This is a genomic window from Pseudomonas vlassakiae, from assembly GCF_014269035.2.
Taxonomy (GTDB): Bacteria; Pseudomonadota; Gammaproteobacteria; order Pseudomonadales; family Pseudomonadaceae; genus Aquipseudomonas; species Aquipseudomonas vlassakiae.
In genome coordinates, this window is record NZ_JABWRP020000002.1 from 68,014 (window position 1) to 80,890 (window position 12,877).

Sequence of the window (12,877 nt, forward strand, 5' to 3'; positions counted from 1 at the left end):
GCCGGTGTGCCGCAGCAGAACACGCCGGATACCTGCCCTCCACAATAATTCAGGCAGGGTCCGTGATGCCGAGGTCCGCTGTATGCCTGATGAACTGCTTCACCTGCCGGTAATCCAGAACATCCTGACCCGCGAGAAGGACGCTCCCGGCGCGCTGTTGCCGATCCTTCACGCTCTCCAGGACGCTGTCGGTTTCATCCCCGAAGCTGCTGTTCCTGAAATCGCCCATGCCCTTAACCTCAGCCTCGCCGAGGTGCGCGGGGTGATCAGTTTCTATCACGACTTCCGCACCTCACCGCCTGCCCGTCACACCTTGCGCCTGTGCCGCGCCGAATCGTGCCAGAGCCGAGGCAGCGAAGCCCTGGCTGCGCAACTGCGTGAACACCTGGCGCTGGATGACCATGGCACCAGCGCCGACGGTGCCATCAGCCTGCGCCCGGTGTACTGCCTGGGCGCTTGTGCCTGTTCGCCGGCGCTGGAGCTGGATGGCCAGGTGCATGCGCGGCTTACCCCTGAGCGCCTGCGGGCGTTGGTGAACGGTTGCCTGGAGGGTGAAACATGCTGAAGTTGTTCATTCCCTGTGACTCGGTCGCCCGCGCAGTCGGTGCCGATCAGCTCGCCGATGCAATCCAGGCCGAGGCCGCGCGTCGCCAACTGCCCGTCGATGTTCAACGCACCAGTTCGCGTGGCCTGTATTGGCTGGAGCCGCTGCTGGAGTGCGAAAGCAGCGAAGGGCGCCAGGGCTTCGGCCCGGTCAGCCCGGCAGACGTGCCGTCGCTGCTTGACGCCCTGACGGGTGAACCCGCGGGGCATTCGCTGGCGCTGGGCCCGGTCGAAGCAATCCCCTACCTGAAAACCCAGCAACGCCTGCTGTTCGCCCGCGCTGGCATCACCCGCCCGTTGTCGCTGGATGACTACCGCGCCCATGGCGGTTTCAAGGGCCTGGAAAAGGCAGTGGCGATGGACGGCGCCGCCGTGGTCGCTACGGTGCTCGACTCCGGCCTGCGCGGCCGTGGCGGCGCGGCGTTTCCGGCCGGCATCAAGTGGCGCACCGTGCGTGACGCCAGTGCAGCGCAAAAGTACGTGGTGTGTAACGCCGATGAAGGCGATTCTGGCACCTTCGCTGACCGCATGCTGATGGAGGGCGACCCCTTCCTGCTGATTGAAGGCATGATCATCGCCGGTCTCGCTGTCGGGGCCGACAAAGGCTACATCTATGTGCGCTCGGAATACCCCGACGCCATCCGCGTGCTCAACCAGGCCTTCGCCATCGCCCGCGACGCCGGCTACCTGGGCAGCGACGTGGCCGGCAGCGGCCAGGCCTTCGACCTGGAAGTACGGGTGGGGGCCGGTGCCTATATCTGCGGCGAGGAAACCGCGCTGCTCGAATCCATCGAAGGCAAACGCGGCATCGTCCGCGCCAAGCCGCCGCTGCCCGCGCTCGAAGGCCTGTTCGGCCTGCCGACCCTGGTGCACAACGTGCTTACCCTGGCCTCGGTATCGACCATCCTCGCCGAGGGCGCGGCGTTCTACCGTGATTTCGGCATGGGCCGCTCGCTGGGCACCATGCCGTTCCAGCTGGCCGGCAACATCCGCCACGGTGGCCTGGTGGAGCGCGCTTTCGGCCTGACCCTGCGCGAACTGGTGGAAGGCTACGGCGGCGGCACCGCCAGCGGTCGGCCGCTCAAGGCCGCCCAGGTCGGCGGCCCGCTCGGCGCCTGGGTACCGCCCAGCCACTTCGATACGCCGCTGGACTACGAGGCCTTCGCCGCCATGGGCGCGATGCTCGGCCATGGTGGCGTGGTGGTGGCCGACGATACCCTGAACATGGCCAGCATGGCGCGCTTCGCCCTGCAGTTCTGCGCCGAGGAATCCTGCGGCAAATGCACCCCGTGCCGGATCGGCTCGACCCGTGGCATGGAGGTGGTCGACCGGCTGATTGCGAGCAGCGACTTCACCGAGCGCCATGACCAGGCGCTGCTGCTGCGCGACCTCTGCGACACCCTGCAGTACGGCTCGCTGTGCGCCATGGGCGGCATGACCGCCTACCCGGTGGCCAGCGCCCTCAAGTACTTCCCCGCCGATTTCGGGCTGACCACCACGGAGGCCGCACAGTGATCAACTATTTCGATCCAGAGACCGACCTGGGCACGCCGGCCCGTGACAGCGACGTGCAGGTCAGCCTGCATATCGATGGCCGCAGCATCAGCGTGCCGGCCGGCACCTCGGTGATGCGCGCCGCCGCCCTGCTTGGCACCAGCATCCCCAAGCTGTGCGCCACCGACAGCCTCGAAGCCTTCGGCTCGTGCCGCATGTGCATGGTGGAAATCGACGGCATGCGTGGCTACCCGGCCTCGTGCACCACGCCGGTCAGCGAGGGCATGGTCGTGCGCACGCAAACCCCGCGCCTGGCCGACCTGCGCCGCAACGTGATGGAGCTGTACATCTCCGACCACCCGCTGGATTGCCTGACCTGCTCGGCCAACGGCAACTGCGAACTGCAGACCGTTGCCGGCCAGGTCGGCCTGCGCGAGGTGCGCTACGGCTATGACGGCGCCAACCACCTGGCGGAGAAGAAGGACACCTCCAACCCGTATTTCGACTACGAACCCAGCAAATGCATCGTCTGCAGCCGCTGCGTGCGTGCCTGCGAAGACATCCAGGGCACCTTCGCCCTGACCATCACCGGGCGCGGTTTCGAGTCGCGGGTAGCGGCAGCCGGTGGCGACAACTTCCTGGCCTCCGAATGCGTGTCGTGTGGCGCCTGCGTGCAGGCCTGCCCGACGGCGACCCTCACCGAGAAGAGCCTGGTCCAGCTTGGCCAGCCCGAGCGTGCGGTGATCACCACCTGCGCCTATTGCGGCGTGGGCTGCTCGTTCCGCGCCGAGATGAAGGGCGACCAGCTGGTGCGTATGGTCCCGGACAAGAATGGCGGCGCCAACCACGGCCACGCGTGCGTCAAGGGCCGCTTCGCCTGGGGCTATGCCACCCACCCCGACCGCATCACCAAGCCGATGATCCGCAAGCGCCTGGAAGACCCGTGGCAGGAAGTCAGCTGGGACGAGGCGGTGACCTACGCCGCCAGCGAGTTCCGCCGCATCCAGCTCAAGTACGGGCGCGATTCCATCGGCGGCATCACCTCCAGCCGCTGCACCAACGAAGAAGCCTACCTGGTGCAAAAGCTGGTGCGCACGGCGTTCGGCAACAACAACGTCGACACCTGCGCCCGGGTTTGCCATTCGCCGACCGGCTATGGCCTGAAGCAGACCCTGGGTGAGTCGGCTGGCACCCAGAGCTTCGATTCGGTGATGCAGGCCGATGTGATCCTGGTGATCGGCGCCAACCCAACCGACGCCCACCCGGTATTTGGCTCGCAGCTCAAGCGCCGCCTGCGCCAGGGCGCACGGCTGATCGTCATCGACCCACGGCGCATCGACCTGGTCGACTCGCCCCACGCCCGTGCCGAACTGCACCTGCAGCTGCGCCCCGGTACCAACGTGGCCATGCTCAATGCCCTGGCCCACGTGATCGTCAGCGAGGGGCTGCTGGCCCAGCCGTTCATCGACGCCCGCTGCGAAACCGAGGACTTTGCCCGCTGGCGTGACTTCGTCAGCCTGCCGGAAAACGCCCCGGAAGCCCTGGGCCCCGTATGTGGCGTGCCCGCCGAGCAGATCCGCCGCGCCGCCCGGTTGTACGCCACCGGTGGCAACGCGGCGATCTACTACGGCCTGGGGGTGACCGAACACAGCCAGGGCAGCACCGCAGTCATGGGCATCGCCAACCTGGCCATGGCCACTGGTAACATTGGCCGCGAAGGGGTAGGAGTGAACCCGCTGCGTGGGCAGAACAACGTGCAGGGCTCTTGCGACATGGGGTCGTTCCCCCATGAGCTGCCGGGCTACCGGCATATCTCCAACGAGGGGGTGCGGGCCGAGTTCGAGCAGGCGTGGGGCGTGACCTTGCAGCCCGATCCGGGCCTGCGTATCCCCAACATGTTCGAAGCCGCGCTCGATGGCAGTTTCAAGGCGCTGTACTGCCAGGGCGAGGACATCGCCCAGAGCGACCCCAACACCCAGCATGTCACCGCCGCCCTGCGCGCCATGGAATGTGTGGTGGTGCAGGACATCTTCCTCAACGAGACGGCCAAGTTCGCCCATGTGTTCCTGCCGGGCAGCTCGTTCCTCGAGAAGGACGGCACCTTCACCAACGCCGAGCGGCGCATCTCGCGGGTGCGCAAGGTCATGGAACCGCTCGCCGGCAAGGCCGACTGGGAGGCTACCGTGGCCTTGGCCAATGCCCTTGGCTACCCGATGGACTACCGCCACCCGTCCGAGATCATGGACGAGATCGCCCGCCTGACCCCGAGCTTCCATCGCGTCAGTTATGCCGAGATCGACCGCCACGGCAGCCTGCAATGGCCGTGCAACGACGCCGCCCCGGACGGCACCCCGACCATGCACATCGAGCAGTTCGTGCGCGGCAAGGGGCGCTTCATGCTTACCGGTTATGTGCCCACCGACGAGAGGGTCAACAGCCGTTACCCGTTGCTGCTGACCACCGGGCGCATCCTCAGCCAGTACAACGTCGGCGCCCAGACCCGACGCACCAGCAACACCGCGTGGCACGATGCCGACCGGCTGGAGATCCACCCCGACGACGCTGAAAGCCGCGGCATCCATGACGGCGATTGGGTTGGTATCGGCAGCCGTGCAGGGCAGACTGTGCTGCGTGCCAAGGTGAGCACGCGGGTAGCCCCAGGGGTGGTGTACACCACCTTCCATTTCCCCGAGTCCGGTGCCAACGTGATCACCACCGACAACTCCGACTGGGCCACCAACTGCCCGGAATACAAGGTCACGGCGGTGGAAGTGGTGAAGGTGTTCCAGCCGTCGGAATGGCAGAAGCGCTATCAGGACTTCAGTGACGAACAGCGGCGTCTGCTCAAGGAGCGCCGCACTGCGGAAAAAGCCGAGGTGCGCCGATGAGCAGTGAAAATCTGGTCAAGATGGCCAACCAGATTGCCCACTACTTCGACAGCGAGCCAAACCGGGCGCAGGCGGTGCAGGGCGTGAGGCAGCATCTGTACAGCTTCTGGACGCCGGCGATGCGCCGGCAGCTGGCGGAATGGATTGCCGAGCATGGTCATGACGGGCTGGATGCCAAGGTGGTGGAGGCCCTGGCCTAGCGCTTGCCTGTACTTCCCCTTTCGCGGGTAAGCCGTGAAAGGGGAAGTACAGGAAAATGAAATGTCCGTCATTTATGCAAGACGAATCCCAGCGCAATGCTACGCTCGCGGAAACCCTCGTCACGGATATCTTCTATGGACATGAACTGGCACCAGGCCCTGCAAGAGAGCCTGAGCTGGCTTGCAATCGCCTCGTTCATCACCCTCATCGGCTTCACCGCTGCAGCTTTCCTGGCCGTGCGCTACACGCGCTGGGGCAGCCAGTTCTGGCAGCTGGCGGGCCCTTACTTCACCTTCCGCCGCAGCTGGCGCCCGCTGCTGGTGTTCGGCCTGCTGCTGGTGCTGACGCTGTTCTCGGTGCGCCTGAACGTGCTGTTTTCGTTCTGGTACAACGGTTTCTACAGCGCCCTGCAGGCTCTCGACCAGACGGCCTTCTGGTACCTGCTGGGGGTGTTCGCAGTGCTGGCCACCATCCATGTGCTGCGTTCGCTGTTCACCTTCTACGTGACCCAGGCGTTCAGCATTCAATGGCGGGTGTGGCTGACCGAGCGCCTGACCGGCGACTGGATGAAAGGCGATGCCTATTACCGCGGCCGTTTCCTCGCCGAGCCGGTGGACAACCCCGACCAGCGTATCGAACTGGACGTCAGCGCGTTCGTCACTCATTCGGTGTCGCTGGCCCTGGGCGCGGTCAGCGCGCTGGTTTCGCTGGTGGCCTTTACCGGCATCCTCTGGGGCCTGTCGGCACCGCTGACGGTCGCAGGGTATGAGATACCCCGGGCGATGGTGTTTGCGGTGTACGTTTATGTGCTGATCGCCACCTGGATTGCCTTCCGCCTCGGCCAGCCGTTGATCCGCCTGAACTTCCTCAACGAAAAACTCACGGCGAACTTCCGTTATGCGCTGATGCGCCTGCGCGAGAACGCCGAGAACATCGCCTTCTACCAAGGCGCGCCGGTCGAACGGGCAACCTTGCTCGGACGCTTCGGGGCGCTGATCGCCAACGTCTGGGCGCTGGTGTTCCGGAACCTCAAGTTCAGCGGTTTCAACCTCGGCGTCAGCCAGGTGGCGGTGGTGTTCCCGTTCATCCTGCAGGCGCCACGCTTCTTCAGCGGGGCGATCAAGCTCGGTGACGTGATGCAGACCTCCCAGGCGTTCGGCCAGGTGCAGGATTCGCTGTCATTCTTCCGTGAGTCCTACGACACCTTTGCCCAGTACCGCGCCACCCTCGACCGTTTGACCGGCTTCCTCAATGCCAACGACCAGGCCAGTGCGCTGCCACGGGTGCTGACCAAAGACCAGCCACGCGCCCTGGATATCATTGGCCTGCAGGTGCTGCGCCCGGACGGGCATGCACTGATTGCCGACCTCGACCTGCGCCTGCAGGGCGGCCAGGCGCTGCTGATCAAAGGGCCGTCGGGCAGCGGCAAGACCACCTTGCTGCGCGCCCTGGCAGGCCTGTGGCCGTATGCCGAGGGCGAAGTCCGGCGGCCATCGGGGACCCAGGCGTTGTTCCTGTCGCAGCGGCCTTACCTGCCGCTGGGCGACTTGCGCACCGCCATTGCCTACCCGGCCGACAGCCGGCCGGAGGATGAAGCACGCATGCAGCAGGCCCTGCGCGAGGTCAACCTGGCGCACCTGGCCGAGCGGCTGGCGGTGAGTTGCGACTGGTCGAACATTCTCTCGGTCGGTGAGCAGCAACGCCTGGCGTTTGCCCGGGTGCTGTTCAACCGGCCGCAGGTGGTGTTCCTCGACGAATCCACCTCGGCGATGGACGAAGGGCTGGAGCATGCGATGTATGCGTTGCTGCGTAGGGAGATGCCCGAGACCTTGCTGGTGAGCGTGGGGCATCGCAGCACCTTGGCCGACTTCCATACCCACCGGCTGGAAGTGGATGGGCAGGGCGGCTGGTCGCTGCGCCAGCAGGAGGTTCTGGCTTAGCGTGCAGCAGATGGGTTGCCAGTGCCGGCCTCTTCGCGGGTTACCCGCGAAGAGGCCGGCACTGGCAACCGAAGCTCAGGGCTGATCCTCGGTATCCAGCATCACGATCAGCTCAGCCCCTTCATTGCGCACATTCCCCACTTCCTTGCCCACCGCAAACCACTCGAACGCCTCCACCGGCAGGCACTGTTCCCGCGCCAGGCGTTCGGCCTCGTCGGCAGGTACCTCTGGGTCGATCCACGCCCGGGCATGCTCCGGGCTCAGCACCAGGGGCCGGCGGTCGTGGATATCGACCATCCCCGCATCGCTGGCGGCGGTGATGATCACGAAGCCATCGCCTTCGTTAGGCTCGCGCCCGGCACGCACCTCGGCCAGCGCCGCCATGAACATCGGGGCCTGGTTTTTCAGGCGAATGAAATAGGGTTGTTTACGCTTGGGGTCATGCGGGTCAGCCACCCACTCGTACCAGCCGTCAGCCATCACCAAAGCCCGCCCTTGCGGCCAAAGGGCCTTGAAGAACTTGCCGGAGGTCACCGTCTCGACCCGCGCGTTGATTGGTGCCGGCCGCTTGCCCGTGGCCCAGAACGGCGCCCAACCCCAATGGCAGGGATCGATGCGCAGGCCATCGGTGGCATGATGCAGGATCAGCACGCGGCTGCCGGGGGCGACGTTGTAGCGGCCGATCGGCACGTTGTCGTACCCGCTGATCACGTCCTGTTCGGCGTCCAGTTCACGCAGGTAGTCGGCCAGGCCCTGGTACTGGGCGAAGCGTCCACACATGGCATCTACCCCCACTTGTCGAAATATCCTGCGGCGAAATTGACCGGATGCCTACTACGGCGTTTACTGTATATGCATACAGCTAAACATCAAGGCCGTCGCATGACTTTCATCCTGGGTCCCATCACGGGCGGCAGTGTTGCCGTGCCGCGCTATCTGTTCCGTGTCCCGGCGGGCTTTCCGTCACCTGCTGCCGACCACATGGAGCAGCCCATCTCGCTGGACGAGCTGCTCAACCTTCGGGCACCCCATATCTATCTGGTCAGGATAGACGGCGACAGCATGCAAGGTGCCGGCATCTTTGATAGCGACCTGGTGCTCGTCGACCGTTCGATCGAGGCGCGCCATGGTCATATCGTGATTGCCGCAGTCAATGGCGAGCCGCTGTGCAAGCGGCTGCAGTACGTCGCCGGGCAAGTGCTGCTGCGCTCGGAAAACCCGCGCTATGCGCCACGCTACCTCATGGAGGGTGACGACTTCATGATCTGGGGCGTGGTGACGTTCAGTGTGCGCAGCCATGAACCGGCTTAGCGCAGCAGCATCACTCCGACCAGGGTGGCGCCGGCAAAACCCGCCCCGACCAGGAAGGTCGCCTGGAACCCGGCGCCATCCCACAGCAGCCCGGCCACCACACTGGCGCCCAGCAGTGCCACCCCAGTCAGCAAGTTGAACAGGCCGAACGCGGTGCCACGCAGGCTGGCCGGTGCACGGTCGGCGATCAGCGCGGCGAAGATGCCCTGGGTGAACCCCAGGTGCAGGCCCCAGGCGGCAACCCCGAGCGCCAGCCCGGCCCAGCCTGGCATCAGGGCCAGCAACAGGTCGGCGGCGATCAGCAGGCCCAGCCCTGTCATCAGCACGCCACGGCGGCCGACGCGGTCTGACAGCGCGCCGGCCGGGTAGGCCGACAGCGAATAGGCCAGGGCCATGAGCACCAGCACCGCAGGCGCCCACAACGGCGCCAGGCCCATATCCTGGGCGCGCAGCAGCAGGAACGCCTCGCTGAACCGGGCCAGGGTGAACAGCATGGCCAGGCCGGTCAGGCGCCAGTAGGCCGGGCCCAGGCGCGCCAGTTCGTGCCATGCCAGCGGCGAGCGCACCGGCCGCGCGCTGGGCGCTGTCTCGGGCTCACGGACGAAGGCAACGAGAATGTACACAGCGACGAACGCCGGGATCACCGCCACCCAGAACACCGTCTGGAAATGGCTCGCCGTCAGCCACATCAGCCCGATCGCCAGCAACGGGCCGAGGAAAGCCCCCACGGTGTCCAGCGTCTGGCGCAGGCCGAATGCCGCGCCACGCAGTTCGGCCGGCGTCACATCGGCGACCAGCGCATCGCGCGGGGCACCGCGGATGCCCTTGCCGATGCGGTCGACGAAGCGCGCCGCGGTCAGCCACTCCAGGCCGGAGGCCAGCGGGAACACCGGTTTGGTCAGCGCGCCCAGGCCGTAGCCCAGCACCGTCAGCAGCTTGCGCTTGCCGAGGCGGTCGCTGAGTGCGCCGGAGAACACCTTGGTGATCGACGCGGTGGCCTCGGCGATACCCTCGATGAAGCCAACGGCGACCACCGACGTACCGAGCACGGTGACCATGTACAGCGGCAGCAGGGCGTGGATCATTTCCGAGGAGATGTCCATGAACATCGACACGAAGCCCAGCGCCCAGACGCTGCGAGGAATCTTCGGCAGGGCCTTGGCGGTGCTGCCTTGTTCGGACTTTTCGCCACTGTGCATCGGAAGCCTCGATGGGGTTGTCACAGTTCGAAACTGTAGGACTGCGTGCGCAGGATGCAAATCGGATGAGTGGCGAGAGGCATGGGCAAGGCGTTGTGATTAACTGTATATAAATACAGTATTGATGATGTTTGCAATGAAGCCTACCCCAGTTTTTGCCCTGATCGATTGCAACAGTTTCTACGCCAGCTGCGAGCGGGTGTTTCGCCCGGACCTGCAACGTACGCCCATCGTCGTGCTCAGCAACAATGACGGCTGCGTCGTCGCTCGCAGCGCCGAGGCCAAGCCTTTGGTGAAGATGGGGCAACCGTACTTCCAGGTCAAAGACCTGTTGCGTCGGCATGGTGTGGTGGCGTTTTCCTCCAACTATGCGCTGTACGGTGACATGAGCCAGCGGGTAATGACGGTCATCGAGGGCATGGTCCCGGCGCTGGAGGTGTATTCCATCGACGAAGCCTTCGCTGACCTGTCCGGTATGCCCGGCGATCTGGACCGCCTCGGCCGTGACATCCGCGCCAGGGTGTTCAAGCACACCGGCATCCCGGTGGGGGTCGGTATCGCTGGCACCAAGACCCTGGCCAAGCTGGCCAACCACGCGGCCAAGCGCTGGTCGGTGCACAGCGGCTGGGTGGTCGATCTGCGCGACCCGCTGCGTTACGAGCGGGTGCTGAAACGCTGTGATGTGTCGGAAGTCTGGGGCATCGGCAAACGGCTTACGGCACACCTGCAAGCGATGGGCATCCGCACTGCCTGGGACCTGTCCCGCGCGAACCCTGGCCTGCTGCGCAAGACCTTCAGCGTGGTGGTGGAAAAGACCGCCCGCGAACTGGCCGGCACGCCGTGCCTGCAACTGGAGGAGGTCGACCCGCCACGCCAGGAAATCTGCTGCAGCCGCATGTTCGGCCAGCGCCTGACCGACCTTGCGCCGCTCAAGGAAGCCGTGGCCACCTACGTGATGCGGGCGGCGGAAAAATTGCGCAAGCAGCGCTCATTGGCGCAGCGGATGCGGGTGAGTATCCGCACCGGCATGTTCAACCCCGATGAACCGCGCTACGCCAACGGCGTGGTGGTGCAGCTGCCGTACCCGACCGATGACGAGCGGTTGCTGACACGCATGGCGCTGGAAGCGGTGGAGCGGGTGTATCGCGAGGGGTTTCGCTACAGCAAGGCCGAGGTGTTGCTGATGGAATTGTGCCAGCGTGGGGAGGTGACCGCTGATCTGTTTACCCCGACGCAGAGCGTGAAGGCCGAGCGGGTGATGCAGGTGATCGACGGCGTCAACGGGCGCTGGGGGAGGGGGACGCTGCGCAGTGCAGCGGTGCCGGCGGCGGCGCAGTGGGCGATGCGGCGGGAATTGATGAGTGCGGGGTTTACCACGATATTTGAGCAGCTTTGGACCATTCCGGCACGGTGACTCAAAACTGGACAGCGCGATGGCAAAACGCTGGCTTTGCTAGTCCTATCTAAGCCACACGTGGCTGGGGCTGTGCTCCAAGGTCCGGAAAAGGGATAGGTGATTGTTGATAGGGCCGCAGATCCGGCCCGTTCTGGTTTTGTAGGGGTTGGTGAGGCGAGGGGCGCAAGCCAATCAGCGCGCCTGAAGAACCTCACGAAACACATCCGGGCGAGAAGCCGCAATGTGCAGAAGAGACCGCGCTGCCCCCGACGGCATACGTCAGGGTCGTTGGCCAGATAGGACATGAATGCCCCGTGCTCTTCCTCGCTCCAGTAGTTGGGCCATTGCCTGGAGAATAGTGGCGCTTCAATGATCGTCAGCCTACTGCAACCCTACGTCTTTGACGTAGATATTTTGCTTTGCCTACCTGAGATCAAGAAGCGGGAGGTTGTATCGAGGGGTTGCTGAGAGGGTGGTTGGGTTCGAGATCGCCGGGGGCTGCACAGCAGCCCCGGCGATCTTAAATGCTCAGCCGCACTGCCAGCGCCGCCAAGGTCACCAGCAGCACCGGCACTGTCAGCAGCACGCCAACCTTGAAGTAATACCCCCAGCCAATCGTCACCCCCTTGCGCGCCAGCACATGCAGCCAGAGCAAGGTCGCCAGGCTGCCGATCGGCGTAATCTTCGGCCCCAGGTCGCAGCCGATCACGTTGGCGTAGATCATCGCCTCGCGGACCACGCCGTGCGCCTCGCTGGCGTGGATCGACAGTGCGCCGATCAGCACGCTGGGCAGGTTGTTCATCACCGAAGACAGCAGCGCGGCAATCAGCCCGGTGCCCAGCGATGCAGCCCACAGGCCATGCCCAGCCAGGCCGTTCAGCACCTGGGTCAGCGAGTCGGTCAGGCCGGCATTGCGCAGCCCGTAGACCACCAGGTACATGCCCAGCGAGAACACCACGATGTGCCACGGCGCCTCGCGCAGCACGCGGCGGGTCATGATGACGTGGCCGCGCGCAGCCACCGCGAACAGCACCAGCGCCCCCGCAGCGGACACGGCGCTGACCGGGATGCCAAGCGGCTCCAGCACGAACAACCCGGCCAGCAGGCCCACAAGCACTACCCAGCCGACGCGGAAGGTAGCGCGATCGCGGATGGCCAGGGCCGGTAGCTTGAGGTCCTCGGCAGTGTATCGGGCCGGGATGTCACGGCGAAAATACAACCCCAGCACCAGCAGCGTGGCCGCCACCGCCACCAGGTTCACCGGCACCATCACCGAAGCGTAGGCATTGAAACCGAGGCCGAAGTAGTCCGCTGAAACAATGTTCACCAGGTTCGACACGACCAACGGCAGGCTGGCGGTGTCGGCAATGAAACCGGCACCCATGACGAAGGCGAGGGTTGCTGCGGGTGAGAAACGCAGGGCCAGCAGCATCGACATGACGATCGGGGTGAGGATCAGCGCTGCCCCGTCATTGGCGAACAATGCCGACACTGCAGCCCCCAGCAGTACCATGAAAGCGAACAGCCTGCGCCCGTCGCCGCGCGCCCAGCGTGCCACGTGCAGCGCTGTCCATTCGAAGAAACCGGCCTCATCCAGCAACAGGCTGATGACGATCAGGGCGATGAAGGTGCCGGTGGCGTTCCAGATGATCGCCCACACGGTGGGGATGTCCTGCACCGAGACCACCCCGAACAACAGCGCCAGCACGGCGCCAAGGCTGGCGCTCCAGCCGACGCCGAGGCCCTTGGGTTGCCAGATGACCAGGGTCAGGGTGAACAGGAAGATCAGTGCGGCTGGGAGCATGGGCAAGGGATTCGTTGAGGGAGTGGGTCGACGTGAAGCGT

General features: G+C 65.2%; 10 protein-coding genes and 1 pseudogene. 7 read left to right on the plus strand and 4 right to left on the minus strand.

The window, feature by feature from the left end; translation table 11 throughout:
* Positions 1–82 precede the first annotated feature (82 nt).
* From HU738_RS02480 to HU738_RS02500, 5 genes are all read left to right on the plus strand, one after another.
* The gene (locus tag HU738_RS02480; RefSeq protein ID WP_176506179.1) at positions 83–565 is read left to right on the plus strand and encodes a formate dehydrogenase subunit gamma; all 483 of its coding nucleotides are present in this window, start codon (positions 83–85) and stop codon (positions 563–565) included.
* Positions 559–2,118: a formate dehydrogenase beta subunit gene (locus HU738_RS02485; RefSeq protein WP_186600880.1), complete on the plus strand. Its 1,560-nt coding sequence runs from the start codon at positions 559–561 to the stop codon at positions 2,116–2,118. Before HU738_RS02480 ends, HU738_RS02485 begins: the two co-directional genes overlap by 7 nt.
* Positions 2,115–4,985: a formate dehydrogenase subunit alpha gene (fdhF, locus tag HU738_RS02490; protein WP_186600881.1), complete on the plus strand. Its 2,871-nt coding sequence runs from the start codon at positions 2,115–2,117 to the stop codon at positions 4,983–4,985. The genes HU738_RS02485 and fdhF overlap by 4 nt, the downstream gene beginning before the upstream one ends.
* Positions 4,982–5,185: a formate dehydrogenase subunit delta gene (locus HU738_RS02495; RefSeq protein WP_186600882.1), complete on the plus strand. Its 204-nt coding sequence runs from the start codon at positions 4,982–4,984 to the stop codon at positions 5,183–5,185. The genes fdhF and HU738_RS02495 overlap by 4 nt, the downstream gene beginning before the upstream one ends.
* A gap of 135 nt (positions 5,186–5,320) precedes the next feature.
* Entirely contained in the window at positions 5,321–7,126 is a 1,806-nt protein-coding gene (locus HU738_RS02500) for an ABC transporter ATP-binding protein/permease (RefSeq protein WP_186600883.1), read from the plus strand.
* A 75-nt stretch (positions 7,127–7,201) separates the two neighbouring features.
* Here HU738_RS02500 and HU738_RS02505 read toward each other — a convergent pair whose 3' ends face one another.
* A complete protein-coding gene (locus HU738_RS02505; protein WP_186600884.1) occupies positions 7,202–7,906 on the minus strand; it encodes an SOS response-associated peptidase family protein in 705 nt (234 codons plus the stop codon).
* 102 nt (positions 7,907–8,008) lie between these two features.
* Between HU738_RS02505 and HU738_RS02510 the strand changes: the two genes are divergently transcribed.
* On the plus strand, positions 8,009–8,437 hold the full coding sequence (locus tag HU738_RS02510; protein ID WP_186600885.1) for a LexA family protein: 429 nt from the start codon (positions 8,009–8,011) through the stop codon (positions 8,435–8,437).
* On the opposite strand, the gene HU738_RS02515 is transcribed toward HU738_RS02510, so the two are convergent.
* A complete protein-coding gene (locus HU738_RS02515; RefSeq protein WP_186600886.1) occupies positions 8,434–9,636 on the minus strand; it encodes an MFS transporter in 1,203 nt (400 codons plus the stop codon). The genes HU738_RS02510 and HU738_RS02515 overlap by 4 nt on opposite strands.
* Before the next feature lie 127 nt (positions 9,637–9,763).
* Between HU738_RS02515 and HU738_RS02520 the strand changes: the two genes are divergently transcribed.
* Positions 9,764–11,050 (plus strand): Y-family DNA polymerase, encoded by a 1,287-nt coding sequence (locus HU738_RS02520; protein ID WP_371870287.1) that lies wholly within the window; start codon positions 9,764–9,766, stop codon positions 11,048–11,050.
* 174 nt (positions 11,051–11,224) lie between these two features.
* Here the strand turns inward: HU738_RS02520 and HU738_RS26180 are convergent.
* Both HU738_RS26180 and HU738_RS02525 read right to left on the minus strand, forming a co-directional pair.
* Positions 11,225–11,311, minus strand: a pseudogene (locus tag HU738_RS26180) (helix-turn-helix domain-containing protein); the annotation flags it as partial.
* Between the two features lie 241 nt (positions 11,312–11,552).
* Positions 11,553–12,836 carry an arsenic transporter gene (locus HU738_RS02525; RefSeq protein WP_186600887.1) on the minus strand — a complete coding sequence of 428 codons (1,284 nt, stop codon included), beginning with the start codon at positions 12,834–12,836 and terminating at the stop codon, positions 11,553–11,555.
* Positions 12,837–12,877 lie beyond the last annotated feature (41 nt).